General features: G+C 65.2%; 27 protein-coding genes and 2 pseudogenes. 15 read left to right on the top strand and 14 right to left on the bottom strand.

The genetic code is table 11. From position 1 onward, the window contains the following. From Q0L94_RS09145 to Q0L94_RS09115, 7 genes and pseudogenes are all read right to left on the bottom strand, one after another. Positions 1-624: pseudogene (locus Q0L94_RS09145) on the bottom strand (AmpG family muropeptide MFS transporter); the annotation flags it as partial. Positions 625-653: 29 nt separating this feature from the next. Then, entirely contained in the window at positions 654-1,052 is a 399-nt protein-coding gene (locus Q0L94_RS09140; protein ID WP_296752706.1) for a type II toxin-antitoxin system death-on-curing family toxin, read from the bottom strand. Positions 1,053-1,054: 2 nt separating this feature from the next. Next, positions 1,055-1,279 (bottom strand): AbrB/MazE/SpoVT family DNA-binding domain-containing protein, encoded by a 225-nt coding sequence (locus Q0L94_RS09135; RefSeq protein WP_296752704.1) that lies wholly within the window; start codon positions 1,277-1,279, stop codon positions 1,055-1,057. Positions 1,280-1,442: 163 nt separating this feature from the next. Continuing rightward, on the bottom strand, positions 1,443-1,607 hold the full coding sequence (locus Q0L94_RS09130; protein ID WP_296752703.1) for a hypothetical protein: 165 nt from the start codon (positions 1,605-1,607) through the stop codon (positions 1,443-1,445). Beyond that, a complete protein-coding gene (locus Q0L94_RS09125; protein WP_296752701.1) occupies positions 1,600-4,419 on the bottom strand; it encodes a DNA methyltransferase in 2,820 nt (939 codons plus the stop codon). Before Q0L94_RS09125 ends, Q0L94_RS09130 begins: the two co-directional genes overlap by 8 nt. Positions 4,420-4,424: 5 nt before the next feature. Next, entirely contained in the window at positions 4,425-5,315 is an 891-nt protein-coding gene (gene dinD / locus Q0L94_RS09120; protein ID WP_296752700.1) for a DNA damage-inducible protein D, read from the bottom strand. A gap of 47 nt (positions 5,316-5,362) precedes the next feature. Next, the gene (locus tag Q0L94_RS09115) at positions 5,363-6,142 is read right to left on the bottom strand and encodes an exodeoxyribonuclease III (protein ID WP_296752698.1); all 780 of its coding nucleotides are present in this window, start codon (positions 6,140-6,142) and stop codon (positions 5,363-5,365) included. Positions 6,143-6,170: 28 nt separating this feature from the next. On the opposite strand from Q0L94_RS09115, the gene pyrE reads away from it, so the two are divergent. From pyrE to Q0L94_RS09095, 4 genes are all read left to right on the top strand, one after another. Beyond that, complete coding sequence (gene pyrE / locus Q0L94_RS09110) at positions 6,171-6,809, top strand: orotate phosphoribosyltransferase (RefSeq protein WP_296752697.1); 639 nt, start codon at positions 6,171-6,173, stop codon at positions 6,807-6,809. Next, positions 6,799-7,395 carry a DUF4124 domain-containing protein gene (locus Q0L94_RS09105; protein WP_296752695.1) on the top strand — a complete coding sequence of 199 codons (597 nt, stop codon included), beginning with the start codon at positions 6,799-6,801 and terminating at the stop codon, positions 7,393-7,395. Before pyrE ends, Q0L94_RS09105 begins: the two co-directional genes overlap by 11 nt. Before the next feature lie 170 nt (positions 7,396-7,565). Beyond that, the gene (locus Q0L94_RS09100; RefSeq protein ID WP_296752694.1) at positions 7,566-8,855 is read left to right on the top strand and encodes a HipA domain-containing protein; all 1,290 of its coding nucleotides are present in this window, start codon (positions 7,566-7,568) and stop codon (positions 8,853-8,855) included. Positions 8,856-8,865: 10 nt separating this feature from the next. Continuing rightward, positions 8,866-9,168 (top strand): helix-turn-helix transcriptional regulator, encoded by a 303-nt coding sequence (locus Q0L94_RS09095; RefSeq protein ID WP_296752692.1) that lies wholly within the window; start codon positions 8,866-8,868, stop codon positions 9,166-9,168. A 137-nt stretch (positions 9,169-9,305) separates the two neighbouring features. On the opposite strand, the gene gatB is transcribed toward Q0L94_RS09095, so the two are convergent. The 3 genes from gatB to gatC form a co-directional block, all read right to left on the bottom strand. Then, on the bottom strand, positions 9,306-10,736 hold the full coding sequence (gene gatB, locus Q0L94_RS09090; protein ID WP_296752690.1) for an Asp-tRNA(Asn)/Glu-tRNA(Gln) amidotransferase subunit GatB: 1,431 nt from the start codon (positions 10,734-10,736) through the stop codon (positions 9,306-9,308). A 71-nt stretch (positions 10,737-10,807) separates the two neighbouring features. Then, entirely contained in the window at positions 10,808-12,283 is a 1,476-nt protein-coding gene (gatA, locus tag Q0L94_RS09085) for an Asp-tRNA(Asn)/Glu-tRNA(Gln) amidotransferase subunit GatA (RefSeq protein WP_296752688.1), read from the bottom strand. A 3-nt stretch (positions 12,284-12,286) separates the two neighbouring features. Then, positions 12,287-12,574, bottom strand: coding sequence for an Asp-tRNA(Asn)/Glu-tRNA(Gln) amidotransferase subunit GatC (gene gatC / locus Q0L94_RS09080; protein ID WP_018076961.1), 288 nt, complete (start codon positions 12,572-12,574; stop codon positions 12,287-12,289). Between the two features lie 103 nt (positions 12,575-12,677). On the opposite strand from gatC, the gene Q0L94_RS09075 reads away from it, so the two are divergent. The 10 genes from Q0L94_RS09075 to lipB all read left to right on the top strand — a co-directional run bounded on the left by Q0L94_RS09075 (position 12,678) and on the right by lipB (position 21,927). Beyond that, a complete protein-coding gene (locus Q0L94_RS09075; protein ID WP_018076962.1) occupies positions 12,678-13,721 on the top strand; it encodes a rod shape-determining protein in 1,044 nt (347 codons plus the stop codon). Between the two features lie 32 nt (positions 13,722-13,753). Beyond that, the gene (gene mreC, locus Q0L94_RS09070) at positions 13,754-14,599 is read left to right on the top strand and encodes a rod shape-determining protein MreC (protein ID WP_296752686.1); all 846 of its coding nucleotides are present in this window, start codon (positions 13,754-13,756) and stop codon (positions 14,597-14,599) included. Then, positions 14,596-15,093 (top strand): rod shape-determining protein MreD, encoded by a 498-nt coding sequence (mreD, locus tag Q0L94_RS09065; RefSeq protein WP_296752685.1) that lies wholly within the window; start codon positions 14,596-14,598, stop codon positions 15,091-15,093. Before mreC ends, mreD begins: the two co-directional genes overlap by 4 nt. A 142-nt stretch (positions 15,094-15,235) precedes the next feature. Continuing rightward, complete coding sequence (mrdA, locus tag Q0L94_RS09060; protein ID WP_296752683.1) at positions 15,236-17,128, top strand: penicillin-binding protein 2; 1,893 nt, start codon at positions 15,236-15,238, stop codon at positions 17,126-17,128. Next, entirely contained in the window at positions 17,115-18,215 is a 1,101-nt protein-coding gene (gene rodA / locus Q0L94_RS09055) for a rod shape-determining protein RodA (RefSeq protein WP_296752681.1), read from the top strand. Before mrdA ends, rodA begins: the two co-directional genes overlap by 14 nt. 17 nt (positions 18,216-18,232) lie before the next feature. After that, a complete protein-coding gene (locus tag Q0L94_RS09050) occupies positions 18,233-19,063 on the top strand; it encodes a septal ring lytic transglycosylase RlpA family protein (protein ID WP_296752679.1) in 831 nt (276 codons plus the stop codon). A gap of 14 nt (positions 19,064-19,077) precedes the next feature. Further along, complete coding sequence (locus Q0L94_RS09045) at positions 19,078-20,193, top strand: D-alanyl-D-alanine carboxypeptidase family protein (RefSeq protein ID WP_296752677.1); 1,116 nt, start codon at positions 19,078-19,080, stop codon at positions 20,191-20,193. Beyond that, entirely contained in the window at positions 20,190-21,038 is an 849-nt protein-coding gene (locus Q0L94_RS09040; RefSeq protein WP_296752675.1) for a D-amino acid aminotransferase, read from the top strand. The genes Q0L94_RS09045 and Q0L94_RS09040 overlap by 4 nt, the downstream gene beginning before the upstream one ends. Further along, positions 21,035-21,301: a DUF493 domain-containing protein gene (locus Q0L94_RS09035; protein WP_296752674.1), complete on the top strand. Its 267-nt coding sequence runs from the start codon at positions 21,035-21,037 to the stop codon at positions 21,299-21,301. Before Q0L94_RS09040 ends, Q0L94_RS09035 begins: the two co-directional genes overlap by 4 nt. Further along, positions 21,298-21,927, top strand: coding sequence for a lipoyl(octanoyl) transferase LipB (gene lipB, locus Q0L94_RS09030; RefSeq protein ID WP_296752672.1), 630 nt, complete (start codon positions 21,298-21,300; stop codon positions 21,925-21,927). Before Q0L94_RS09035 ends, lipB begins: the two co-directional genes overlap by 4 nt. 13 nt (positions 21,928-21,940) lie before the next feature. On the opposite strand, the gene Q0L94_RS09025 is transcribed toward lipB, so the two are convergent. Both Q0L94_RS09025 and Q0L94_RS09020 read right to left on the bottom strand, forming a co-directional pair. After that, positions 21,941-22,492, bottom strand: a complete 552-nt coding sequence (locus tag Q0L94_RS09025) for a TlpA disulfide reductase family protein (RefSeq protein ID WP_296752670.1) — start codon at positions 22,490-22,492, stop codon at positions 21,941-21,943. After that, on the bottom strand, positions 22,479-23,042 hold the full coding sequence (locus Q0L94_RS09020) for a hypothetical protein (protein ID WP_296752669.1): 564 nt from the start codon (positions 23,040-23,042) through the stop codon (positions 22,479-22,481). The genes Q0L94_RS09025 and Q0L94_RS09020 overlap by 14 nt, the downstream gene beginning before the upstream one ends. Positions 23,043-23,091: 49 nt before the next feature. Here Q0L94_RS09020 and lipA point away from each other — a divergent pair, with 49 nt between their 5' ends. After that, on the top strand, positions 23,092-24,018 hold the full coding sequence (lipA, locus tag Q0L94_RS09015) for a lipoyl synthase (RefSeq protein ID WP_296752667.1): 927 nt from the start codon (positions 23,092-23,094) through the stop codon (positions 24,016-24,018). 34 nt (positions 24,019-24,052) lie between these two features. On the opposite strand, the gene Q0L94_RS09010 is transcribed toward lipA, so the two are convergent. Both Q0L94_RS09010 and Q0L94_RS09005 read right to left on the bottom strand, forming a co-directional pair. Next, positions 24,053-24,838 (bottom strand): ABC transporter permease, encoded by a 786-nt coding sequence (locus Q0L94_RS09010; protein ID WP_296752665.1) that lies wholly within the window; start codon positions 24,836-24,838, stop codon positions 24,053-24,055. A gap of 157 nt (positions 24,839-24,995) precedes the next feature. Continuing rightward, a pseudogene (locus Q0L94_RS09005) lies at positions 24,996-25,320 on the bottom strand (nodulation factor ABC transporter ATP-binding protein NodI); the annotation flags it as partial.

The raw sequence follows: 25,320 nt of genomic DNA, 5'->3' as shown, positions 1-25,320 counted from the left end.
CAGCGTGGTGAGGATGCCGACCGCCATCAGTGCCGCCATCACCGTGTACGCCACCTGCCACGGACGGAAGTCGTAGGTCGCCTCGGATGGGTCGACGCTCGCCGCGATCCACAACGCCCCCGCGCCGGCGGTGATCATCGCGAGGCGGTAGCCCGCCTGATAGGTCGCCGCCATCGCGCCCTGCTTCTCGACTTCGACCGCCTCGATGCGGTAGGCGTCGAGCGCGATGTCCTGCGTCGCCGAGGCGAACGCCACCGCCAGCGCGAAGAACACCGTGTGCGCGAGATTGACCACCGGATCGGTGTTGGCCATCCCGAGCAGCGCCAGCGCGATGCAGATCTGGGAGAGCAGCAGCCACGCCCGCCGCTTGCCCAGCGCGCGGGTCAAGAGCGGCAGCGGCAGGCGGTCGACCAGCGGCGACCACAGGAACTTGAAGCCGTAGGCCAGCCCCACCCAGCTCAAATGCCCGATGGTCGCGCGCGCGATGCCCGCTTCCGAGAGCCAGAACGACAGTGTGCCGAGCACCAGCAAGAGCGGCAGCCCGGCGGAAAAGCCGAGGAACAGCATGCCGGCGACGCGCGGATGGGCGTAGACCTTGAGGGCGGCGAGCCAGGGGTGGTTCATGGAGGGCGTGAGCGGAGAGGGATGAGTGGTCAGGTGCGCGGCGCGGTACGTTCGCGCAGCCAGGCGGCGAGGGTGGTTTCGTCCCATTCGCTGGCGGCGACGGACAGCATGGCGAGCACGCATTCCGCGTCGGTCGCGTTCAGTTCATGGCCGTTCAGCGCCAAAAACAGTTCCATGGCGATAAAAGCCGTTCGCTTGTTGCCGTCGACAAAAGGGCGATTCTTTGCCAGCGCAACGGCATACGACGCTGCCAGCGCGCAGACGTCGGGCGATTCGTAAGCAGTCAGATTGAGCGGGCGCGCCAGCGCGGAATCGAACAGGCCTTCGTCGCGAAATCCCGCCGCTCCGCCGTGTTCGGCCAGTTGCTCGTCGTGCGCCGCGATCAGCACCGCGCGGTCGAGCCAAATCCAGTCGCTCGCTGGATGCACTTTTATTTGGCCAGTTCGTGCAACACCGCGCGACGTTTCTTCATGATCGCGCGCGCTGCGTCCATCTGATCCTCGAAGGCAGGATCGTAGGCGCGCAGCGCCACGCCATCCGGCGTCTCGGTCACGAACACCGTGTCGCCTTTTTCCAGTTTCAGGCGCGCCAGCACGTCCTTGGGCAGGATCAGGCCGACCGAATTGCCGATCTGGGTGAGTTTCAGGGCATGCATCGCAGGCTCCCGGTTGTTATAACGGTTGTTATATTAGGCCGCCATGCGGCATAAGCCAAGGGGAAAATCGGGCGGTCAAGCTGGTCTTCAGCGCAGGGCAGTCCGTCCGCCGCGCAAAAACGCTGCCGCTGAATCCTGGCCTGTCCGGGCAATGCAGGGCACCTCAGTCCTCTTCCTTGCCGGGCGCATCCGGGGGCGCGCCAAGGAATCGGCTGAGCAACAAAACACCGGCAGCAAGGACCATCACCGTCAGCCACCAGGGTGCCGCCAGCCAGACCACGGCGACAACCGCCAGCAAAATCGTCACGGCGAAAAACATTTCAATCATGTCTTCCTCCCGGCGGCAACGGCGGCCTTGATGATTTTCTGCGCGACGCCGGCGATGCAGGCAGCAGCGAGGTCAGCGCCTGGTAGCGCTGAAACAGAAACGCCACCCGCTCGGCGTCGGACTTGAAGCCGGTTTTTCCGTAAGCCTTGTCCACCGCGGCGTCGAGCCTCTGGTGTGCGCGCAACAAGGCGGGCGGCATGCTCAGCGGGTCGTAGAGGTCGGCCAGGGTGGCGCCGGGGAAGTGCGCGCGGGCGTCGAGCACGGCCTGCGCGGCAGTTTCGATGCTCTGCCGGGTCTTGTCGTCGGGTTTATCCGGCCAGGGGAAGTTGTTGTAGACGATACCGGCGGAGTAGCGGTAATCGCTTTTCAGGCGGCCGCACACGGCGCGCACCCAGGCCATGTGCAGGGTCGAGGTCAGCACGCCGAAATGGTAGAGGCTTGCGTCGGGGACAATCTTCACCAGATTGCTGCACAAGGTGTCGGGATGCATGAAGCCGATGGGAATGTAGTCCCGACGTTCGGAAGAGACTTCTGGAATCAGCAGGTAGGTCGACGCCGGCATGTTCTCGACGTGGAAGCGCGTCGGGGTGTCGGCGAGCTTTTGGGTCGGCGGCGACTTGCTCGCCAGCCGGAACTGCCTGACGGCCTCCACGCGTTTCATCGCCTCGGGCATCTGCCGCAGTTCGTTGGGCGGGCAGTCGCCCAGCCACAGGCACCAGCGCTGATAGCCGTTGATGAATTCGTCGGCGCCCAGCCAGCGGCGGAACCACTTTGCGGCCTGCGGCTCCAGCTTCAGGAAATCGGTCTTCTCGTCGTCGGTGAACAGGTAGTGGCCGCCGTCGATGGGCTTGTTGCCGATGCCGATTCCCGGCACCGGGCAGACCGGCGTGCGGCGGTTCTCCAGCACCACGTCCGGCGCGTCCACCAGATACGGGTTGATGTTGGCGGCCGCCAGCGCGTGCGGCTCGCCCTTGATGTCGGCGTATTCGTAAATCGTCTTTTCCGCCACCTCGCCCAGCCCGAAGCCGACGATGACGCAGTGCACCGCGGCCTTGCCGCGCGCCTCGTTGCTCCACGAGAAGGTGCGGTGGGCGAAGTGGATTTTTACGCCCTGACTCAGCAGCCAGCCCCACAGCACGCCGACCTGTTCGCCCTGGGTGATCGAGTTGGTCGAGACGAAGGCACAGCGCGTGCTGCTCCCCTCTCCCGCAGGCGGGAGAGGGGTTGGGGGAGAGGGGAGTGAATGCAGGTAGCGCGCGGCTTTGACGTACCACGCGGCGACGAAGTCGAGCAGGCCGGCGTTGGCGATGCCGTCGAACACGCTGCGCGCATCGGCGCGCTGGGCGTCGTCCATGAACTTGGCGCCGATGAAAGGCGGGTTGCCCATGACGTAGCTCGCGCGCTCGGCCGGCAGCACCTCGTTCCAGTCGAGCGCGAGGGCGTTGCCGTGGACGATCCTGGGGCTGGTTTTCAAAGGAATCCGGGCGAAATACATGCCGAATTCCTCGCTCACCCTGAGGTTCATCTGGTGGTCGACCAGCCACAGCGCGACCTGGGCGATCTGCGCGGGGAATTCCTCGATTTCGATGCCGTGGAACTGGTCGACGTCGAGCTGGATCGCCTGGTGGATGTCGAGAAAGCGCGAGCCGGGGCCGGCGTTGGACGCGCGCAGGATGTCCAGTTCCAGCAGGCGCAGTTCGCGGTAGGCGATGACGAGGAAATTGCCGCAGCCGCAGGCGGGGTCGAAGAAGGTGAGCCCGCGCAGTTTCTGGTGAAACTCGAACAGCTTGTTGCGGTTCTTTTTCACCTTGTCGAACTCGGCCCACAGGGCGTCGAGAAACAGCGGCTTGATCAGCTTGAGGATGTTTTCCTCGCTGGTGTAGTGCGCGCCGAGGTTGCGCCGCGCCGTTTTGTCCATGATCGACTGGAACAGCGCGCCGAAGATCGCCGGCGAGATCGCGCTCCAGTCGAGCGCACAGGCGTCGAGCAGCGCCTCGCGCATGGCCGAATCGAAATCGGCGATGGGGATGGGCTCCTCGAACAGGCGGCCGTTGACGTAGGGGAAGGCGGCGAGCTGGTCGTCGAGCGCCGGGCTGCGTTTGTTCTCGGGCGTGTTCAGCACCTGGAACAGTTGCGCGAGCAGCGGGCCGAGGTCGGAGCCGTCCTCGCGGGTGCGTTCCTCGACGTAGCTGCGCAAGGCCTGGGCAGGCTGGAAGATGCCGGTGTCGTCGGCGAACAGGCAGAACAAGAGGCGCACCAGCAGCACTTCGAGCGCGTGCCCCTCGTAGCCGGCGGCTTTCAGCGCATCGTGCAGCCGCCCCATGCGCTCGGCGGCCTGGATGTTGACCGGGTTCTGCGGTTTGATCTCCTGCGTTTCGTAGCCGGCGATGAAACCGAAGTGGCGGATGTGCTTGTGCAAATCCTTCAGCGCGAATTCGCGGGTGTCGCCGGTCTCCAGGTCGTGCAGGCGGAAGCGGGCGAAGTCGCAGACGATGATGTGGCGCGGCAGGTCGCGTTCCTTGATGCCGGGGAAATAATCCAGCGCCTGGTCGAAGGCGCGGTCGAGATTCTTGCCGCGCGATTTCTGTTCGACCAGCAGCACGCCGGGCCAGAACAGATCGACGAATCCTTGATCGCCGCCGAATTTCCTGACCGCGTGCTCGAAGGTGGCGACACGCTTGTTGGTGATGCCGAAGATTTCGAAGAAGGCGATCCAGAACGGCTTCGCTTCGCTGTCCTCGCTGGCGGCGTCGGCCCATTCGCGCGAGAACGCCAGGGCGCGGGATTTGATCTCGTTCCAGGAAAGCGGCATGGCGGTTATTTGTTCATTCCCTTGTCTTTGGGCTTGTCGCCCAGCAAGCCGCCTGCATCGCGCTCGTCCAGTTCCAGCCTGGGCGGCGTGGTCTGGATGCGTTTTTTCACGTCCTTGATGTGTTCGGCGGCCGGAATGTTCTCGGGGCGCTCGCCGCCAATGCGCTCGATGGCGCCGCGGACTTCCTTGCCGACCTGCTCGTGGGCGCGGATCGCCTGCTGCTGGTCGCGTACGCCCTCGCGTGCCAGTTTGTCGCGGGTCTGGGTCATACGGAACTGGTTGGCGGCCAGCTCGGTGGCGTTCATCCGGTCCATTAGTTGCTCTTTGGCCGGGACGCCCTTCCTCGCCTTGATCTGGTCGTTGCCCAGACCGCCGTACAGGCCCTTGTAACCGGCGTCGTGAAAAACCCCGAACATGCGGCTTTGCACGCCGGCCTGCTGGGCGGCCCCGGAGAGCGCCTTGAATTCTTCGGAGGTCTGCTTGCGCAGTTCCAGGCGCTCGACATCCGCGGCGCGCTGCTCGGACAGCTCCTGGCGCCGGGTCTGGATAGCGAAGTATTTCTGGGCCTGGGCGATTTCCGGTTTGCGCGGGTCGCCGTTCTGGGCGATGAGGTAGCAGGCGAAGCGGGAAAGCTGGTAGTCCTCGACTGCTCGCCGGCTACCCGACCCAAGTTCGACCATTTTGCCGGCGCCGGCAAAATGGTAGGCAGGGTCGTTGCCTGACTGCTCACACGATATTTGGGCGCGCTTGATGGCATCTTCGAACCGTCGCCACTGGCTGTAACCGAGCAGGGGCTGAAGGTCGCGTGCACTCCAGAACTCGGCGTCGTGATCGTTGACCTGTTTGAGATCCTCGAAGGATCGCCCGCCGATGCTGGGCAGTTCTTTTTTTGCCATGTCTTTCCCTCCCCTTTTCACCCGTTGGATTGTTTTTGAGTAACGGGTTATGGAGCGTAATCGTAATCGACGATCAGCGGCGCATGGTCGGAGAAGCGCTGCTCCTTGTAGACGCTGGCGGACCTGGCCTTGGCGGCGATGCCGGGGGTGGCGATCTGGTAGTCGATGCGCCAGCCGACGTTCTTCGCCCAGGCCTGGCCGCGGTTGCTCCACCAGGTGTAGGCCTCGCCGGTGTGGCCGGGGTAGAGGCTGCGGTAGACATCGACCCAGCCGAGTTCGTCGAACAGGCGGGTCATCCAGGCGCGCTCCTCGGGCAGAAAGCCGGAGTTCTTCTGGTTGGATTTCCAGTTCTTCAGGTCCACCTCTTTGTGCGCGATGTTCCAGTCGCCGCAGACGACGATTTCGCGGCCGGATTTGATCAGCGCTTCGAGATGCGGGAAAAATACGTCGAGGAAACGGAACTTGGCCTGCTGGCGCTCCTCGGAACTCGACCCGGAGGGCTGGTAGAGCGAGATGACGGCGAGATTTCCATAATCCGCTTCGATGTAGCGGCCCTCCAAGTCGAATTCAGGGACGCCGAGGCCTTCGACGATGCGCTGCGGTTGGGTGCGGGTGTAGACGCCGACGCCGCTGTAGCCTTTCTTTTCCGCGTAATGGAAGGCGCCGCTGAGGCCGTCGCACTGGATGAATTCGGGCTTGAGGTCGGCGGCCTGTGCCTTCAACTCCTGCACGCAGACGACGTCGGCACCTTGCGTGGGCAGCCAGTCGAAGAAGCCCTTGGTGGCGGCGGAACGGATGCCGTTGAGGTTGGCCGATATAATTCGCATTGCGTTTTTATTCAAGAAAAGTCAGGAAATGTCCGATTACAAGGCCGAGTTTGTGGAGTTCGCAGTTGCGTCGCAGGTGCTGTGTTTTGGCGAGTTCAAGACCAAGGCGGGGCGCATGAGCCCTTACTTTTTCAATGCGGGGCTGTTCAACGACGGCGACAAGCTGAAACGGCTGGGCGAATTTTACGCGAAAGCCATTGTCGACTCCGGCATCGCCTTCGACGTGCTGTTCGGCCCGGCGTACAAGGGGATTCCGCTGGCGGCAGGTATTGCGATCGCGCTGGCGGGGATGGGCAAAAATGTGCCGTTCGCGTTCAACCGCAAGGAAGCCAAGGATCATGGCGAAGGCGGCACGGTGGTCGGCGCGGCGCTTACAGGCCGCGTACTGATCGTCGACGACGTGATCTCGGCGGGCACCTCGGTGCGCGAGTCGGTGGAACTGATCCGCCATGCGGGCGCCGAGCCGGCCGGCGTGGTGATCGCGCTGGACCGGATGGAGCGCGGCAGCAGCGACAAATCGGCGGTGCAGGAAGTGCGCGAACAATATGGCATTCCAGTGGTGGCGGTGGCCACGCTGGACAATCTGGTGGAGTTTCTGGAACGTGATGCGGACAGACGACAAGCTTTGCAGGCGGTGGCCGGATACCGCGCCAAGTATGGCGTTTAGCGCGCTGCTGGCGGCCTTGCTGCTGACCGCGGGTACCGCGCAGGCGGCGATGTACCGCTGGGTGGACGGCAACGGCCGCGTGCATTACAGCGACACTCTGCCGCCGAATTACCAGAAAAATGGCGCTGCCGAGATGAACAAGCAGGGCAGCATCATCAGGCGCACCCAGTCGGAGGCGGAGCGCCGCGCCGAAGCCGAGCGCCAGTCCGAGCAAAAACGCCTCCTGCAGGAGCAGCAAAAACAGGCGCAGCTCGACCGCGCGTTGACCTCGACTTACACCACCGAAGCGGAAATCGACCTGGCGCGCGACCGCGCGCTGGAGCACCACAAGCTGGCGATCAAGGGCGCCGAAATCCGCGGCAAGGCGGTGGACGCGAACCTGGCCGATCTGAGGGCGCGTATCGCTGCAATCGAGAAGGCTGGCCGCAAGGCGGGGACGGGGCTGACGGAGCCGCTGGAACAGGCCACCCGGGAGCAGCAGGAATTGAAGCGCACCATCCAGAGCAACGAGGAGGCGATGGAGAAGGTGCGCGAAAAATACGCGGCCGACAAGGCGCGCTTCGTCGAGCTGTCGGGCAAGCAGTAAGGAACGGAACCGGAAAAGGCGACCTGGCCGGGTGTCCGCTAGCTTGGCAGTTCCTCTTGGTTATTGAGCTACCTACGGCTATAACCCTCCCTGAAGCCTCTTTCATTTACACATAAAACTATCGTATACGAACTGCTTTCTGGTTGTATTGATGATATATTTATGTGTAAATGAAGCACGAGAGCACCATTCAACTCTTTGCTGCCGGGCAGTGGCAGGACGTCGCCAGCGTCGCCTTGCTGGGAGACCCGGCATTGGGTTGGCGGACCCCCACCTACACAGCTTACGCAGCTGAATGGGCCTTGTTGCACACCGGGGCTCGGGATGCCTGGGCGCTGGGTAGCCAGCTTCCAGTTGGGCTACGGCCCTGGAAACCTGGGCATTGGCCGGGCTTCCTCCTGGACATGCTGCCTCAAGGTTATGGTCGCGCGGAGCTTCTGCGCCAACTCGGTTTTCCGGAGACCGCCGAAGCGGATGCTGACTGGCCCCTGCTTCTGACTGGGGCAGGCAATCCCATCGGCCACCTTCGGGTGAAGGAGGCCGCCGACTGGCTGGCCACCCGCACGGGTACTGTCAGGGGCTTCACCGACGAGGAGGTCGCGGCCAGGTCCGAGGATTTCATGCACTACCTCAGCCTGCACGGCCTTTTCATTGCTGGCTCCTCGGGGGTTCAAGGTGAATGGCCAAAGATTCTCATGACGCGAGCCCGGGATGGTCTGCTTTATCTGGACCACACGCTCCCCGACACGGAGGCGGTGACGCACTACATCATCAAGTTTGGTCGCGGCCCCAACGAGCAACTGGCCGCCATCCTGCGGCATGAGGCACCTTACATGAGTATTGCCGCCCACATTGGCCTGCGCGTGCACGCATCCCTGACGCTGCGAGAGCGGGCTCTCTTCATCCCGCGTTTTGATCGGGTGGCAGAGTCCGGGGAGGTCACGCGCCTGGGGCAGGAAAGCCTGGCGGCGCTTATGGGTATGGCGGGCTTCGGTGTTGCGCCCACCCACGACGACGTCTGTGCCCGCCTCGCCACAGCCTGCACTCGGCCAGACGACGAATTGCTTGAGTACCTGAAACGGGATGTCGCCAATCTCGCTTTCGGCAACAAGGATAACCATGCCCGCAATACGGCGATACAGCGCGACTTCGCGGGCAACGTCCAGTTGGCGCCGGTCTTTGACTTCGCCCCCATGTACCTGCACCCGGACGGGTTGGCGCGGCGCATACGCTGGCAGGGAAAAGAGCAGCAGGGGGTGGACTGGAAGGCTGTCCTGGACACTGTGTGCGCACGCACGGGACTGGCTCGGGAGCCGCTGGTATCCGGACTACAGGCCATGGCCGGCCCCTTGCGTGACGTGGCCGAGAGGGGCGATGAGTTTGGGCTGGAGCCAGAGATACACCTTTACCTGGTGCGCGGCATCCAGGCCCAGGCCCAGGCTCTGGAGCTGCTTCAGTAAGGAAAGCCGCATGGACAAACGCTACAAGCCCTTGACCTTGTCGCAGCAGATGGAGCTGCGTCAGCAAGTGATGAATGACCTGCTGTCCCATCCCGAGTGGTCATTGCAGGAAGCAGTGTGTCACCTCAAGAAAGGCTTGCGCCTGACCACAGCCGATTTGGCCAAGTTGGCAGGCGTGTCTCCCCGGACTGTTCAAGACATCGAACGGGGTGTCAGTCAGGGCACCGTTCAGACCCTGGACCGCATCCTTGGCGTGCTCGGACTTCGACTTTCCGTGGCAGCAGTTCAAGGGCTTGAGCAGCCCGGCGTCTGACAGGGTGGTCGAGGCCCCGAAGGAAGTTTCTTCTTCAACGAAAAAGGCCGCTCCCCAACAGGAGCACGGCCTTCAATTGAAGTATCAACAGTTACCCGTAACGGCTGGCTAGCGGATGTCCGCCCAGGCCGCTTTATTCAATTCTGCAGCCTGGCTTTCAGCAGTTCGTTGACCTGCGCCGGGTTGGCCTTGCCTTTACTGGCTTTCATCACCTGGCCGACCAGCGCGTTGAATGCCTTGTCCTTGCCGGCACGGAATTCCTCGACCGATTTTTGATTCGCGGCCAGCACGTCGTCGACGATCTTCTCCAGTTCACCGGAGTCGGACATCTGCTTGAGTCCGCGCGCCTCGATGATGGCGTCGACTTCGCCGGCGCCTTCCCACAGCCCTTCGAACACCTGCCTGGCGAGCTTGCCGGATAGCGTGCCGTCCTGGATGCGCGCGATCAGCGCGCCGAGCCGGGCGGCGGAAACCGGGCTCGCCGCGATGTCGAGTTCAGCCTTGTTCAACGCGGCCGAAAGCTCGCCCATCACCCAGTTGGCGGCGAGTTTGGGCTGTCCTGATTGTTGGGCTGCAGCCTCGAAGTAGGCGGCGAGCGCGCGCGAGCCGGTGAGCACCGCCGCGTCGTAGGCCGACACGCCGTAGTCGTTCTGGAAGCGCGCCTGCATCGCCACCGGCAGTTCGGGCAGCGCGGCGCGCACCGCCTCGATCCAGCCTTCGTCGAGTTTCACCGGCAGCAGGTCGGGGTCGGGGAAGTAACGGTAGTCGTGCGCGTCTTCCTTGCTGCGCATCATGCGCGTCTCGCCCGTGTCGGGATCGAACAGCACCGTGGCCTGAGTGACGCGGCCGCCGTCTTCCAGCGTCTCGATCTGCCAGCGGACTTCGTAGTCGATCGCCTGCTGCAGGAAGCGGAAGGAGTTGAGGTTCTTGATTTCGCGGCGGGTGCCGAATTCGGCCTGCCCGACCGGGCGCACCGAGACGTTGGCGTCGACGCGGAAGCTGCCTTCCTGCATGCTGCCGTCGCAGATGCCGATCCAGGTCACCAGCGTGTGCAATGCCTTCGCATAGGCCACGGCCTCGGCGGAAGACCGCATCTCAGGCTCGGAGACGATCTCCAAAAGCGGGGTGCCGGCGCGGTTGAGGTCGATCCCGCTCATGCCGTGGAAGTCCTCGTGCAGCGACTTGCCGGCGTCCTCTTCCATGTGCGCGCGGGTGAGATGGATGGTTCTTTCTTCGCCGTCGACCACGATTTTCAGCGCGCCGCCCTCGACGATGGGCTTGGCCAACTGGCTGATCTGGTAGCCCTTGGGCAGATCCGGGTAGAAGTAGTTCTTGCGGTCGAACACGTTGACGCGGTTGAGTGTCGCGCCGATCGCCAGGCCGAATTTGATCGCGCACTCGACTGCGCCGCGGTTCAATACGGGCAGCACACCCGGCAGCGCGATATCGACTGCGGAGGCCTGGGTGTTGGGCGCGGCGCCGAAGGCGGTGCTGCTGCCGGAGAAAATCTTGGATTTCGTGGCGAGCTGGGTGTGGACTTCCAGCCCGATGACGGTCTCCCACTTCATAAATGGAACCTCGTGAGGAGTGAGGGGTGAGGGGTGAGGAGCAAGGCCCAGAACAAGGTCATCATCATCGCCTAACGCCTCTCGCCTGACGCCTCACCCTGCGGCGGTAGCCGCATGTGCCAGTCGGTGGCGCGCTGGTACTGGTGGGCGACGTTGAGCATCTTCGCCTCGGAAAAATAGTTGCCGACCAGCTGCATGCCAATCGGCAGCCCCTTGGAATCGAAGCCGCACGGCAAGCTCATGCCGGGCAGGCCGGCGAGGTTGGCGGGGATGGTGTAGAGGTCGTTCAGATACATCTCCACCGGGTCGTCGGATTTTTCGCCCAGCTTGAACGCGGTGCCGGGCGCGGTGGGGCCGAGGATGACGTCGCAGGTCTCGAACGCTTCGCTGAAGTCGTCGGCGATCAGGCGGCGGATTTTCTGCGCCTGCAGGTAGTAGGCGTCGTAGTAGCCGTGCGAGAGCACGTAGGCGCCGATCAGGATGCGGCGCTTGACCTCGGCGCCGAAACCCTGCGCGCGGGTCTTGCAGTACATGTCGTCGAGGCTGGCGTAGTCCGGCGCGCGGTAGCCGTAGCGCACGCCGTCGAAGCGCGACAGATTGGATGAGGCCTCGGCCGGCGCGAGCACGTAGTAGACGGGGATCGCCAGCTGCGAATTGGCGAGCGAGATATCGACCGGGATGGCGCCGAGCTTCTTCAGCTCGGCGACCGCCGTCTCGACGGCTGATGCGACTTCGTTGTTGAGGCCCTCGGCGAAAAATTCCCTGGGGAGCCCGACGCGCAGGCCGGCGAGCGGCTTGTCGAGGTCGCGCGTGTAGTCTTCCTTCTCGCGCTCCAGACTGGTCGAGTCGTTGGGGTCGAAGCCGGTCATCACGTTCAAGAGCAGCGCGCAGTCCTCGGCCGACGGCGCCATCGGCCCGGCCTGGTCGAGGCTGGAGGCGAAGGCGATCATGCCGTAGCGCGACACCAGGCCGTAGGTGGGCTTGAGGCCGGTGATGCCGGTGAACGCGGCCGGCTGGCGGATCGAGCCGCCGGTGTCGGTGCCGGTGGCGGCGGGCGCCATGCGCGCGGCGACGCACGCTGCTGCGCCGCCGGACGAGCCGCCCGGCACGCGGGCGGTATCCCACGGGTTCTTGACTGCGCCATAGAAGCTGGTCTCGTTCGACGAGCCCATGGCGAATTCGTCCATGTTGGTCTTGCCCAGGCTCGGCATGCCGGCGGCCTTGAAGCGCTGGATCACGTGCGCGTCGTAGGGGGCGACGAAGTTGTGCAGCATTTTCGAGCCGCAGGTGGTGAGCCAGCCGTCGGTGCAGAAGATGTCCTTGTGGGCGATCGGCACGCCGGTGAGCGGGCCGGCCTGGCCGGCGGCGATCAGCGCGTCGGCGGCGGCCGCTTCGGCCAGGGTTTTTTCGGCGTCGACCGTGATGAAGGCATTGATCGTCGGATTCAGCGCGGCGATGCGATCGAGGTAGGTCTGCGCCAGTTCGCGGCTGGAAATCTGCTTGCCGGCAAGTTGCGCGGCAAGTGCGGAAAGGGAGGATTCGGACATGGCTTACTCGATGACTTTGGGCACGAGGTAGAGGCCGTTTTCGACCGCCGGGGCCACGGCCTGGAAGGCGGCGTGGCGGTCGGTCTCGGTGACGGCGTCGTCGCGCAGGCGCTGCGTGACCTCCTGCGCATGGGCCATCGGGGCGATGCCATCGGTGTTCACCGCCTGCATGCTGGCGATGAGGTCGAAAATGCTGTTGAGCCGGGCCTGGGTGGCCTGTGCCTGCGCATCGTCGATTTCTATGCGCGCAAGGCGGGCGATGCGCTTGACGTCGTCCGGGGTGAGGGACATGGTGGAAGCACCTGATGACTTACGGGAACGAAGCCCGTTAGGGTATCATAGGCCCCTTGTTTTTTCTGCCCTTTCGCCCGTTTGTGCGGGCGCAGCCGCCACTATGTTCAAGTTCCTGACCAGCTACTTTTCAACCGATCTGGCGATCGACCTCGGTACCGCCAACACGCTGATTTACGTGCGCGACCGCGGCATCGTGCTGGACGAGCCCTCGGTGGTGTCGATCCGCACCGATGCGTCGGGCAGCGGCAAGAAAACCGTGCAGGCGGTGGGCGCGGAAGCCAAGCAGATGCTGGGCCGCACGCCGGGCAACCTGCAGGCGATCCGGCCGATGAAGGACGGCGTGATCGCCGACTTCACCGTCACCGAGCAGATGCTCAAGTACTTCATCAAGAAGGTGCACGATACCCGCATGCTGCGCCCCAGCCCGCGCATCATCATCTGCGTGCCGTGCGGTTCGACCCAGGTGGAGCGCCGTGCGATCCGCGAGTCGGCGATCGGCGCCGGCGCGCGGCAGGTCTATCTGATCGAGGAGCCGATGGCGGCGGCGATCGGCGCCGGCATGCCGGTGGCCGATGCCACCGGCTCGATGGTGGTCGACATCGGCGGCGGCACCACCGAGGTCGGCGTGATTTCGCTCGGCGGCGTGGTCTATGCCAATTCGGTGCGGGTCGGCGGCGACCGCATGGACGAAGCCATCATCAGCTATATCCGCCGCAACTACGGCATGCTGATCGGCGAGGCCACAGCCGAACTGATCAAGAAAAAAATGGGCTCGGCCTTTCCCGGCGCCGAGGTGATGGAAATGGAAGTCAAGGGCCGCAGCCTGGCCGAAGGCGTGCCGCGCAGCTTCAATGTGTCGTCGAATGAAATCCTCGAAGCGTTGACCGAGCCGCTCAATGCCATCGTCAGCGCGGTCAAGCAGGCGCTGGAGCAGACCCCGCCGGAACTCGGCGCCGATATCGCCGAACGCGGCATGGTGCTGACCGGCGGCGGCGCGCTGCTGCGCGACCTCGACCGCCTGCTGATGGAAGAAACCGGCCTGCCGGTGATCGTCGCCGACGATCCGCTGACCTGCGTGGTGCGCGGTTCCGGCCGTGCGCTGGAAGAGATGGACAAGCTGGCATCGGTGTTCACCAACGAGTGAGCGTGGCTGTGCGGTATCCCGGAAAGTAAGCGATGGCGACGCCGGGACAGCTCATGTTCGCCCGCCGGCTGGGGCCGACGGCACGCCTGTTGATCTGGCTGCTGGTCGGCGCGAGCTGCGTGGTGCTCGATACCCGCTATCACGCGCTCGAAGGCGTGCGCAGCGGGTTTTCGCTGTTGCTGCAGCCGGTACGCGAAGCCATGCGCGCGCCCGCCGCAGTCGCCACCGAACTCGGCGGATTTTTTACCCGCCACCGTCTCCTGCAAAAAGAGCGCGATACGCTGCTGGCCGAACGGGCGCGGTTGCTCGTCGGCGTGAATACGGCGCGGGACCTGGCGCGCGAAAACGCCGAATTGCGCGCCCTGATGCAGCTGCAAACCCGCCCTGGGCAGCAGTTGGCGCGGGCCGCCATGCTGTATCAGGGACACGACTGGTTCTCCCAGCGCATCACGCTGGATCTCGGTGCTGGCGCGGGGCTGCGCAGCGGGCTGCCGGTGGTCGACGCTATCGGGCTGGTGGGGCAGCTGAGCCGGGTCTTTCCCGGCGCGAGCGAAGTCACGCTGGTGAGCAATCCGGACCAGCTGACGCCCGTGTTCGTCGAGCGCACCGGCCAGCGCGGGCTGGCCGCCGGCAGCGGACACGGCCAGATGGAACTGCGCTACATGCCGACCCAGACCGACATCCAGCCTGGCGACCGTCTGCTGACATCGGGCATCGACCGGGTGTACCCGGCCGGCATCCCGGTGGCGCGCGTGAGCCGGGTTTCCCGCTCGCAATCCAGCCCCTATCTACGGGTGGAATGCCTGCCGCTGGCGGGTCTCGACCGTTCCCGGGCGGTGCTGATACTCGTCGCCGAACCGCAGGTAACCCAACCATGAGCGCCCCCCAGACTGTTGGCAACTGGCGCCGCATTCTCGGCAGCCTGACCCTGGCGGTGCTGCTGGAGCAGCTGCCGTGGTCGGGTTGGACGCTGGCCTTGCGGCCGGATTTCGTGCTGGTCGGCGTACTGTTCTGGGCCTTGCATCAGCCCGCCCGCATCGGTTTTGCAACGGCATTTTTTCTTGGCCTGCTGGCCGATTTTCAGGATGGCGCGGTATTCGGCCAGCACGCCATCGCCTATGTGATCGGCGTGTACCTGGTGCTGTTCCTGCGCCTGCGGCTGCTGCAATTCGATCCGTTCCGGCAGGCGGCGCAGATGTTCCCCATCCTGCTGACGGTACAGCTGGCGGTGCTGCTGGTTGGCTGGCTGGCGGTCAATCCGCCGACCGGGCTGGTGATCCTGCTGCCGGTGCTGAGCAGCACCGTGCTGTGGTATCTGATCGCCGGGTTTGTGCGTCTGTGGCACGGCAAGGGCCTGCGGGACCAGGCATGAGCCGAATGGAAACCTGCCGGCCGTTTTTCGCCAGGCGGATTGCGCTGCCGCGAGGTGCAGCAGGGGGTGCCGGGTGTGCTGCCGTGCCGTTCACAACGAGCGGCCGGCAACGCCGCAACGCGTACGGCGAGGGAAACCGGACATGCTGCTAGCGCCGCAGATCAAGAATCTGGACCGCGAACTGTCCCGTTTTCACGGGCGGCTGAAAGCCGGCGCGGTGTTCGTCGTGCTGCTGGCGACCGCGCTGCTGGCGCGTGCGTTTTATCTGCAGATCATGCAGCACGATTACTATATCCAGCGCGCCGAAAGCAACCGTATTTCGCTGGTGCCGGCTGCGCCCAACCGCGGCCTGATCCTGGACCGCAACGATCGCATCCTGGCGGAAAACTATTCGGCTTACACGCTGGAGCTGGCGCGCGCGCAAACCCATGATCTGGAAGCCACGCTGGCCATGGTCGGCCAGTTGATCGAGATTACACCGGGGCAATTGCGGCGTTTCCGGCGCCTGCTTGCCGAGTCGCACGAGTTCGAGACCGTGCCGCTGAAAAGCAAGCTGAGCGACGAGGAGGTGGCGATCCTGGCGGCCAACCGCTATCGCCTGCCGGGGGTGGAAGTGAAGGCGAGGCTGTTCCGCAATTACCAGGCCGGGCCCGGCATGGCGCACGTGGTGGGATTTATCGGCCGCATCAACGACAGCGACATGAAACGCCTGCGCGCGGGCAGCCGCGAACAGAATTACAGGGGCAGCGTCCACATCGGCAAGACCGGCCTGGAACAGAGTTACGAAACCCTGCTGCACGGCCGCACCGGCTTCGACCAGATGGAAACCGATGCCAGCGGCCGTGCAGTGCGCATGCTGTCGCGGATTCCGCCGGTGCCGGGCAAGGATTTGCGCCTGTATCTCGATGCGGAGCTGCAGGCGGTGGCCGAACACGCGTTCGGCGATTATCTGGGCGGACTGGTGGCGCTCGATCCCAATACCGGCGGGGTGCTGGCGCTGGTGAGCAAGCCGGGATTCGACCCCAATCTGTTCGTCGACGGCATCGACCCGGAAACCTGGAAGTCGCTCAACGAATCGCCGGAGCGTCCGATGGTGAACCGCGTATTGCGCGGCATTTACCCGCCGGGCTCGACCATCAAGCCGCTGATGGCACTGGCCGGGCTGGAGCTGGGCTTGCGCAAACCCACGGACAGCATCGTCGATCCGGGCTATTTCACGCTGCCCAACAGCAGCCATCAGTTCCGCGACTGGAAGCGCGGCGGCCACGGCGTTGTCGATCTGCGGCGCTCCATCGCCCAGTCGTGCGACATCTACTATTACAAACTGGCGGTGGACATGGGGGTCGACCGCATGCACGACTATCTGGCGCAGTTCGGCCTCGGCGAGAAAAGCGGCATCGACCTGGAAGGCGAGTCGTCCGGTCTGCTGCCTTCGCGCGACTGGAAGCAGCGCCGCTTCAAGCAGGCCTGGTATCCCGGCGAGACGGTGATTGCCGGCATCGGCCAGGGCTACCACCTGACCACCCCGCTGCAACTGGCGACGGCGACCGCCATGCTCGCCAATGGCGGCAAACGCATCGAGCCGCGCCTGGTGCAGGCGGTGCGCGACCCGCTCGACCATGTCTGGCAGCCGCAGCCGGCCGCAGTGCAGCGGCAGGTGGCGATCGACCCGGCAAATCTCGGGGTGGTGCGCGCAGGCATGATGGACGTGATGCGCCCGGGCGGCACGGCGGCGGTGGCCGCGGCCGGCGCGCCGTACACGATAGCCGGCAAGACCGGCACGGCGCAGGTGGTCGGCATCAGGCAGGGCGCACGTTACGACGAAAGCCGCCTGGCGCGGCAGCATCGCGACCATGCGCTGTTCATCGCGTATGCCCCGGCCGAAAATCCCGCCATTGCGGTCGCGGTGATGGTGGAAAACGGCGGCCATGGCAGTTCGGTCGCGGCGCCGGTCGCGCGCGCAGTGTTCGACTATTACCTGACCGGGAAACGCCCCGGCAACATGAAGCGGGAGGCGGGCAATGCCGCAGAGTAGACACTGGATCGTGCGCAGGCTGAGTCACCTCGACGGCATCCTGCTGGCCCTGGTGCTGCTGCTGCTGGGGATCAGCCTGGCGGTGGTGGCGAGCGCTTCGGGCCAGAGCCCGGCGCGCATCAGCGGCCATCTCGTCAACATGGGACTGGCGCTGTCGGTGATGGTGGTGATGGCCAACGTGCCGCCGCATCTGCTGTCCAAGGTCGGCCCGCCCCTGTATGTGGCCGGGGTGGTGCTGCTGATCGGGGTGGCGCTGTTCGGCGAGATCCGCAACGGTTCGCGGCGCTGGCTGAATCTGGGCGTGATGGCCTTCCAGCCGTCGGAACTGCTGAAGCTGGCGCTGCCGCTGATGCTGGCCTGGTATTTCCAGCGCAACGAGGCGGTGCTGCGCGCCAAGCATTTCCTGATCGGCGGCGTCCTGCTGCTGGTGCCGTTCCTGCTGGTGCTGCGCCAGCCCGACCTGGGCACGGCGCTGATGCTCGGCGCTTCGGGTTTCTATCTGCTGTTCTTCGCCGGTCTGCCGTGGAAGGTCATGTTCGGCGGCGCCGCACTCGGGGCGGCAAGCCTGCCGGTGGTGTGGGGGTTGCTGCACGACTACCAGCAGCGGCGCGTGCTGACCCTGCTCGATCCCACCTCGGACCCGCTCGGCGACGGCTATCACATCATCCAGTCCACCATCGCGATCGGCTCGGGCGGGCTGTTCGGCAAGGGCTGGACGCAAGGCACGCAAAACCAGCTCGATTTCATTCCCGAGCGCACCACCGATTTCGTTTTCGCCGTGTTCGGCGAGGAGTTCGGCTACATCGGTGCGATTCTGCTAGTCGGGCTGTATCTGGCCATCGTCGCGCGCGGCCTGACCATCGCTGCGCGCGCGCCGACCCAGTTCGGGCGCCTGATGGCGGCCACGCTGAGCCTCAATCTGTTCACCTACGTGTTCGTCAACATGGGCATGGTGTCGGGCATCCTGCCGGTGGTCGGCGTGCCGCTGCCCTTGATGAGCTATGGCGGGACGGCGCTCATCACCTTGCTGCTGGGGATGGGCATCCTGATGAGCGTGGCGACGCACCGCCAGCTGAATAAAACGTGACGCGATAAAATAGCGCCATGAAAACGATTCTGATTCTGGGATTGGCCGCCGCCGCCCTGGCGCTGGGCGGTTGCGGCAGCAGCCCGTCGGTTCCCGCCAAGCAGCCGTCCCCCGCCGCGACGGCAAAGAAGGGCGGCTATTACCTCGACGACGGCCCGGAGGCCAATCCACCGGCGAATCTGGATGCGGTGCCCGACGCGGAGCCGCGCGACGAGCCGCTGCATCGCTTCGCCAATCGTCCCTACGTCGTGCTGGGCAACGCCTACACCCCGCAGACCGCGCGCCGCGCCCACCGCGAAGAAGGCCTGGCCTCGTGGTACGGCCGCCGCTTTCACGGCAGGAAGACCGCGTCGGGCGAGCCGTACGACATGTACGCCATGACCGCGGCGCATCCCACGCTGCCGATCCCCAGCTATGCGCGGGTCACCGCGCTCGGCAGCGGCAAGTCGGTGGTGGTGCGCATCAACGACCGCGGGCCGTTCCACAGCAAGCGCGTCATCGACCTGTCGTATACCGCCGCTTACAAGCTGGGGTATCTGGGGAGCGGCAGCACGCGCGTGCGGGTGGAAAGCCTCGACCCCGCCGCTTACGATACCCGCGGCGAAGCGCTGCTCGACGGCATCTATCTGCAGGTGGGCGCGTTTTCGCGCCCGGACAACGCGCAGCAATTGCGCGAACGCCTGGCGCGGGCGCTGGCACTCGATGCCGGCCGCACCCGCGTGGTGCTCAACGATTCGCTGCATCGCGTGCAGGTCGGCCCCTATCCCAGCGACGACGCGGCACATGCGGATCGTGCGCGGGTGCGGGAACGTCTCGACCTGAATGCAGTCCTGGTCAGACGCGACTGACGATGAGGACGAGCATGAAATTGATCTGGCTGGGACTGGCGCTGCTGCTCTCCGCCCCGCTGTGGGCCGCCCCCACCGGCGTGTCGGCGCGCGCCTGGGTGGTGATCGACCAGGCCAGCGGACGCGAGCTGGCGGCGCATCAGGCCGACCTGCCGCTGGCACCGGCGTCGCTGACCCAGTTGATGACGGCCTATGTGCTGCTGGGCGATATCCGCAAGAACAAGCTCGGCCTGAGCGCGACGGTCGCCGTGCCGGAAGCCGCCGTCCAGGCCGACGGTGCGCGGGTGTTCCTCGTGGCGGGCGAGCAGGTGCGGGTCGACACCCTGCTGCAGGCGATGCTGGTGCAGTCGGCCAGCGACGCCACGCTGACGCTGGTGACGGCGACCGACGGCAGCGAGGCGGCGTTCGTCGAACGCATGAACCGCGAGGCCAGGCGACTCGGCATGAGCAAAAGCCGTTTCCTGAACGCCACCGGACTGAGCGAGCCGGGGCACGAATCGAGCGCGCGCGACCTCGCCTTGCTGAGCCGGGCACTGGCGCGCGACTTCCCGGATCGGCTGGCGCTGTTCGCCCAGAAGGAGTTTGCCTTCAAGGGCATCACCTATTACAACGGCAATCGCCTGTTGTGGCGCGACAGCACGGTAAACGGCCTGAAAGCCGGACGTACGCCGCAGGCCGGCTATTGCATGGCGGCGTCGGCGCAACGCGGCGACCAGCGCCGCATCGCGGTGGCGCTGGGCACGCGATCGGACGCGCAGCGCACGCAGGACACCCTGAAGCTGCTCAACTACGGCTTCGAAAGCTTCGACAGCGTGCTGCTCTTCCGCGCGCAGCAGCCGGTCAAGGTGTCGAAGCTGTACCGCGGCGTGCGCCCTTCGGTGGGCATGGGGTTTGCGCAGGATTTCCATGTGCTGGTACCCAAGGGCGGCGGCGCTCGCATCAAGGCCCAGGTCACCACCCAGCAGCCGGTCGTGGCGCCGGTGCGCAAGGGCCAGCGCCTCGGCACCCTGCTTCTGACGCTCGACGGCCAGCCGCTCGGCGATTACCCGCTGGTCGCCCTGCAGGATGTCGGCGTGGCCGGCATCTTCGGCCGCGCCTGGGATTCGATCCGGCTGCTGTTCGCGCAATGAGCGCCTATCTGAACGGCCAGTTCCTGCCGCTTGCCGAAGCGAAGATCCCGGTACTCGACCGCGGCTTCGTCTTCGGCGACGGCGTGTACGAGCTGGTGCCGGTGTATTCGAACAAGCCGTTCCGGCTCGACGATCACCTGCGCCGCCTGCAGGGCAGCCTCGACGGCATACGCCTGGCCAATCCGCACGGGATCGCTGGGTGGCGCGACCTGATCCTGCGCTTGATCGAACTGCAGGATTTTGCCGACCAGTCGATCTACATCCAGGTCACCCGCGGCGTTGCACCGCGCGACCACGCTTTCCCCAGGGGCGTGCCGCCGACGGTGTTCATGTTCGCGCAGCCGCTGCTGACGGCCACCCCCGAGCAAAAAGCCGCCGGGGTGTGCGCGGTCACCGCCGTCGACAACCGCTGGCTGCGCTGCAACATCAAGGCGATTTCGCTGCTGGCCAACATCCTGCTGCGCCAGCAGGCGGTCGATGCCGACTGTGCCGAGACCGTGATGCTGCGCGACGGGTTTTTGACCGAAGGGGCGGCGAGCAACATCTTCGCGGTGAAGAACGGCGTGCTGCTGGCGCCGCCGCCATCGAACCTGATGCTGACCGGCATCACCTACGACGTGGTGCTGGAACTCGCGGCGGCGCACGGCATTCCGCATGAAGTGCGGGCGATCGGCGAGGCCGAGGTGCGCGCCGCCGACGAACTGTGGATGACCTCGTCGACCAAGGAAATCATGGCCATCGTGAAGCTGGACGGCGCCCCGGTCGGCGCCGGCGTGCCGGGCCCCATGGCGCGACAGATGGACGCGCTGTATCAGACCTTCAAACAACAGGTGATGCGCGCATGAGCGAAGAAGACACGCTGCTGCAATTTCCCACCGATTTCCCGATCAAGATCATGGGCCAGCGGCGCGACGACTTCGCGCAGGCCATGGTCGACCTGGTGTTGCGCCATGCGCCCGATTTCAAGGCCGAAACCGTCGAGATGCGCGCGTCCAGCAGCGGCAATTATCTGTCCGTGACCTGCGTGGTGCGCGCCACTTCGAAGGCGCAGCTCGATGCGCTGTATCGCGAGATCACCGCGCATCCGTGGGTGAAGATGGCGTTGTGAGCGCCAGGGATCAGGAAGGCATGGCAGTCGTGCGCAGCCTCGGGCGAGTCGAATACGAGCCGACCTGGCGGGCGATGCAGGATTTCACCGCGCAGCGCACGGCCTATACACCGGACGAGATATGGCTGCTGGAGCATCCGCCGGTCTATACCCAGGGGCAGGCCGGCAAGCCGGAACACCTGATCGCCGCCACCCGGATACCCGTGGTGCCGATCGACCGCGGCGGCCAGATCACCTATCACGGGCCGGGACAGGTGGTGGCCTATGTGCTGGTCGACCTGCGGCGGCGCGGCTACGGCATCCGCGAACTGGTGGCGCGCCTGGAGCAGGCGGTAATCGACCTGCTGGCGGCGCAGGGTGTGGCCGCCGCACGGCTGGCGGGAGCGCCGGGCGTGTATGCCGGCGGCGCCAAGATCGCCGCGCTCGGCCTGCGCGTGAAGCACGGCTGCACGTACCACGGGCTGGCGCTCAACGTCGACATGGACCTGGCGCCGTTTGCCGCCATCAATCCCTGCGGCTACGCCGGCATGGCGGTGACGCAATGCCGCGACCTCGGCGCGGGACTGTCCGTTGCCGACGCGGAGCAGGCGCTGTCCCGGTATTTGCTGAGCGCGATCTATTCCTGATCCGCTTGCCGGATCATTTCCCGAGCAGTTCGCGGATCGCCCCGACGATTTCGGGGTGATCGAACTCGCGTCCGCCGATGGCGCTGGCAACGATGCGCCCCTGCTTGTCGACCAGGAAGGTGGTCGGCAGCCCTGCCACTTTCCAGGCCTGCATGGCGCGGCTCGTACTGTCGAGCAGAATGGGGAAGCGCAGCGTGGTGTCGAGCTGGCTGGTGAAAGCATGGATGGTGTCGGCGTCTTCACCGACATCCACTGCCAGCACCACAAAGTCTTCGCCTTTGAGCGCCTGCGACAGACGTTCCATCGACGGCATTTCGCGCCGGCATGGCGGGCACCAGGTTGCCCAGAAATTGATCAGTACGACCTTGCCCCTGAGCTTCGCCAGATCGTGCGTTGCGCCGTCGATGTCTTTCAGCTTGAGTGCCGGAGCGGGCTTGGGCGCCTGCTTCGTCAGGCTGTGCGACAGCGGCGGGAGGTCTGCTGCGTGGGCGCCGGTCGCGGCCGGTATGCCGAATATCAGCGCCGCCCCCAGCAGCATGCCTGCGATGCGATCAAGACGTTTCATTTGCACACCTCACCTGTTCGAGTTTTCCTGAATGGGTTTTGCCGCCCGCGCGCCAGACGAAGCGCAGGTCGAATTGGCCGTTGCGCGGCACGCTGTAGGTCGTCATGCCCTGGTTCCAGTCCCCCGGTGCGAAGGTCTGCGTGGCGGGGAACTGCGCCCAGTTGAAGGCGATGCGCGCAACCTCATTCACGTCCTGCCGTTTCCAGATGCGTTCCCACTCGACTTTGCTGCGGATGGTGCGTGGCGGCTGCCCGGCCGGTTCGTAGCGCCAGTCGGCCAGACGGTGCTGAATCGGCGTCTCGCCGATATTGCGCACCACCGTCATGAAGATGCATTCGGCGGCGTAGCGTTCCGCCGCCGCGGGAGAAAAGCCGCGCGCCTGATAAAAACCGCGCGCCTGGTCCGGGCTGATCTGGGTCAGGCGCACCTGGATGGCGCCGCTTTCGGCTTGCCAGGTGGCCAGTCCGGTTTCCGCATCCACGCTGAAATCGGTGCCGGCAATGGCGGCGGTACTCCATGCAGCCAGCAGGGTCAGGGTCGACAGGCGCATAAGCTAAAATCCCAAGAGTTGATATTCCCGACGTTGTTCCGAGCATATTATGGCAGACCCTCTCCAGCACAAAGGCGCCGCCAAGACCGCGCGCATTCCGATCAAGATCGTGCCGCAGCCGCGCATGCGCCTGCCGTCGTGGATCCGCGCCAAGTCGCCCAACGTGCCGAACGTGGCGCGGCTGAAGGGCATCCTGCGCGAAGCGAAGCTGCACACGGTGTGCGAGGAGGCCTCGTGCCCCAACCTCGGCGAATGCTTCGGCCACGGCACCGCCACCTTCATGATCCTCGGCGACCTGTGCACGCGGCGCTGCCCGTTCTGCGACGTCGGCCATGGCACGCCGCTGCCGCCGGACGTCGACGAGCCGCGCCACCTGGCCGAAACCATCGCGCTGATGGCGCTGCAATACGTGGTGATCACCAGCGTCGACCGCGACGATCTGCGCGACGGCGGCGCCGCACATTTCGCTCAGTGCATCGCGGCGGTGCGCCAAGCCTCGCCGGCCACCCGCATCGAAATCCTCACCCCGGATTTCCGCGGCCGGCTCGACAAGGCGCTGGACATGCTCGACGGCGCGCCGCCCGACGTGATGAACCACAACCTGGAAACCGTGCCGCGCCTGTACAAGGCGGCGCGCCCCGGCGCCGACTACGCGCATTCGCTGAAGCTGCTGCAGGATTTCAAGGCGCGCCATCCCGATATCCCGACCAAATCCGGCCTGATGCTGGGCCTGGGCGAGGAGGACGACGAGATCCTGCAGGTGATGCGCGACCTGCGCGCGCACGGCGTCGACATGCTGACCCTGGGCCAGTATCTGCAGCCCTCGCCGCACCACCTGCCGGTGCTGCGCTTCGTCACCCCGGAGCGCTTTGCGCAGTTCGAACAGGAGGCGCTGGCGATGGGCTTCAGGCATGCAGCCTGCGGGCCGATGGTGCGCTCGAGCTATCACGCCGACCGGCAGGCGGCCGGGGTTTGATTTCACCGCGTCACCTGTAGGAGGGGCGCCCCTCCTACTTGAGCAGCCGCCTGCGTGTCAGCGCCAGCGCGACGACATAGCCGAGGCTGCCGTAAACCAGCAGCGCGGCGGCATGCAGCACAATGTTGTCGGGCATGCTGCCGACGACCAGCGGGCGCGCCAGGTCGATGGCGTGGGAGAGCGGCAGCCAGGCCGACACGTTTTGCAACAGCGGCGGCAGTTGCGACACCGGGAAGAACACGCCGCACAGCAGCACCATCGGCGTGATCACCAGGGTGAAGTAGTAGAGGAAGAAATCGTAGCTCGGCGACAGCGCGTTCATCACCAACCCGAGGCCGCCGAAGCAGAAGCCGACCAGCGCCACCACCGGGATGATCCACAGCGTCATCCAGAAATGGCCGTAGAGGCCCAACCCCCAGATCACCGCCAGGATCGCCAGCCCGGACAGCAGGCTTTTCGACACTGCCCAGGTCAGCTCGCCCAGCATCACGTCGTCGAGCGTCATCGGCGCGTTGAGGATGGCGTCCCAGGTGCGCTGCACGTGCATGCGCGAGAAGCTCGAATACAGCACCTCGAAAGTGGCGGCGTTCATCGTGCTGTAGGCGACCGTGCCGGCGGCGAGGAAGGTCAGGTAGGGCATGCCGCCGACGTCCGGCAGCAGGCTGCCGAGGCCGTATCCCAGGCCCAGCATGTACAGCATGGGGTCGGCCAGGTTGCCGAGGATGGACGGGATGGCCAGTTTTCTCCACACCAGGTAGTTGCGCCGCCACACCGGGATGAAGCGCCACGACAGCCGGGGAAGTCGCAGGGAGGTTTTCATTTTTTATTTATCCGCGAAGAACGCGAAGAAGCGCGAAGAAAACCTTGGGAAAGGCAGTTGCGGTAGAAAGCATGACCTGACGGTATGTCCATGTGCCACCGAAACCCGCTTCGCGTTCCTTCGCGTTCTTCGCGGATGAAAAAAAGATTTCCACGATCTAATCCCGCAAGTCCCGCCCGGTGAGCTTGAGGAACACGTCCTCCAGATTCGACGGCCGGTGCAGGTAGCGCAGCGCAGGCGCCTGTTTCAGCGCAGCGATCACGGTGTCGGGGCTGGCGGTATAGCAGAACAGGGTCTCGCCGACGGTTTCGAAGCGCTGACACAGGCTGGCCGCGCGCGCGTGCGTCCAGTCGGCCAGGTCTTCGCCGAACACTTCGACCACGGCGGGCTCGATGTGCGATTCGATCAGTGCGCGTGGTGCGCCCTCGGCGACGACGCGGCCATGGTCGAGGATGACGAGGCGATCGGCAAGCCGCTCGGCC

The sequence above is a fragment of the Thiobacillus sp. genome (assembly GCF_024708915.1).
Note: the sequence above shows the minus strand (reverse complement) of the source record. Positions and strands in the feature narration are given on the sequence as shown.

What these genes read in the sequence shown, in the direction of transcription:
- Q0L94_RS09040 (WP_296752675.1), top strand. Translation starts at nt 20,190, where the DNA reads ATGAGCGCCTATCTGAACGGCCAGTTCCTGCCGCTTGCCGAAGCGAAG.
- lipA (WP_296752667.1), top strand. Translation starts at nt 23,092, where the DNA reads ATGGCAGACCCTCTCCAGCACAAAGGCGCCGCCAAGACCGCGCGCATT.
- Q0L94_RS09125 (WP_296752701.1), bottom strand. Translation starts at nt 4,419, where the DNA reads ATGCCGCTTTCCTGGAACGAGATCAAATCCCGCGCCCTGGCGTTCTCG.
- Q0L94_RS09105 (WP_296752695.1), top strand. Translation starts at nt 6,799, where the DNA reads ATGGCGTTTAGCGCGCTGCTGGCGGCCTTGCTGCTGACCGCGGGTACC.
- Q0L94_RS09130 (WP_296752703.1), bottom strand. Translation starts at nt 1,607, where the DNA reads ATGATTGAAATGTTTTTCGCCGTGACGATTTTGCTGGCGGTTGTCGCC.
- Q0L94_RS09135 (WP_296752704.1), bottom strand. Translation starts at nt 1,279, where the DNA reads ATGCATGCCCTGAAACTCACCCAGATCGGCAATTCGGTCGGCCTGATC.
- dinD (WP_296752700.1), bottom strand. Translation starts at nt 5,315, where the DNA reads ATGGCAAAAAAAGAACTGCCCAGCATCGGCGGGCGATCCTTCGAGGAT.
- Q0L94_RS09075 (WP_018076962.1), top strand. Translation starts at nt 12,678, where the DNA reads ATGTTCAAGTTCCTGACCAGCTACTTTTCAACCGATCTGGCGATCGAC.
- gatB (WP_296752690.1), bottom strand. Translation starts at nt 10,736, where the DNA reads ATGAAGTGGGAGACCGTCATCGGGCTGGAAGTCCACACCCAGCTCGCC.
- Q0L94_RS09020 (WP_296752669.1), bottom strand. Translation starts at nt 23,042, where the DNA reads ATGCGCCTGTCGACCCTGACCCTGCTGGCTGCATGGAGTACCGCCGCC.
- mreD (WP_296752685.1), top strand. Translation starts at nt 14,596, where the DNA reads ATGAGCGCCCCCCAGACTGTTGGCAACTGGCGCCGCATTCTCGGCAGC.
- mrdA (WP_296752683.1), top strand. Translation starts at nt 15,236, where the DNA reads ATGCTGCTAGCGCCGCAGATCAAGAATCTGGACCGCGAACTGTCCCGT.
- Q0L94_RS09050 (WP_296752679.1), top strand. Translation starts at nt 18,233, where the DNA reads ATGAAAACGATTCTGATTCTGGGATTGGCCGCCGCCGCCCTGGCGCTG.
- rodA (WP_296752681.1), top strand. Translation starts at nt 17,115, where the DNA reads ATGCCGCAGAGTAGACACTGGATCGTGCGCAGGCTGAGTCACCTCGAC.
- Q0L94_RS09045 (WP_296752677.1), top strand. Translation starts at nt 19,078, where the DNA reads ATGAAATTGATCTGGCTGGGACTGGCGCTGCTGCTCTCCGCCCCGCTG.
- Q0L94_RS09035 (WP_296752674.1), top strand. Translation starts at nt 21,035, where the DNA reads ATGAGCGAAGAAGACACGCTGCTGCAATTTCCCACCGATTTCCCGATC.
- gatC (WP_018076961.1), bottom strand. Translation starts at nt 12,574, where the DNA reads ATGTCCCTCACCCCGGACGACGTCAAGCGCATCGCCCGCCTTGCGCGC.
- Q0L94_RS09100 (WP_296752694.1), top strand. Translation starts at nt 7,566, where the DNA reads ATGAAGCACGAGAGCACCATTCAACTCTTTGCTGCCGGGCAGTGGCAG.
- gatA (WP_296752688.1), bottom strand. Translation starts at nt 12,283, where the DNA reads ATGTCCGAATCCTCCCTTTCCGCACTTGCCGCGCAACTTGCCGGCAAG.
- Q0L94_RS09025 (WP_296752670.1), bottom strand. Translation starts at nt 22,492, where the DNA reads ATGAAACGTCTTGATCGCATCGCAGGCATGCTGCTGGGGGCGGCGCTG.
- Q0L94_RS09010 (WP_296752665.1), bottom strand. Translation starts at nt 24,838, where the DNA reads ATGAAAACCTCCCTGCGACTTCCCCGGCTGTCGTGGCGCTTCATCCCG.
- Q0L94_RS09115 (WP_296752698.1), bottom strand. Translation starts at nt 6,142, where the DNA reads ATGCGAATTATATCGGCCAACCTCAACGGCATCCGTTCCGCCGCCACC.
- Q0L94_RS09095 (WP_296752692.1), top strand. Translation starts at nt 8,866, where the DNA reads ATGGACAAACGCTACAAGCCCTTGACCTTGTCGCAGCAGATGGAGCTG.
- mreC (WP_296752686.1), top strand. Translation starts at nt 13,754, where the DNA reads ATGGCGACGCCGGGACAGCTCATGTTCGCCCGCCGGCTGGGGCCGACG.
- pyrE (WP_296752697.1), top strand. Translation starts at nt 6,171, where the DNA reads ATGTCCGATTACAAGGCCGAGTTTGTGGAGTTCGCAGTTGCGTCGCAG.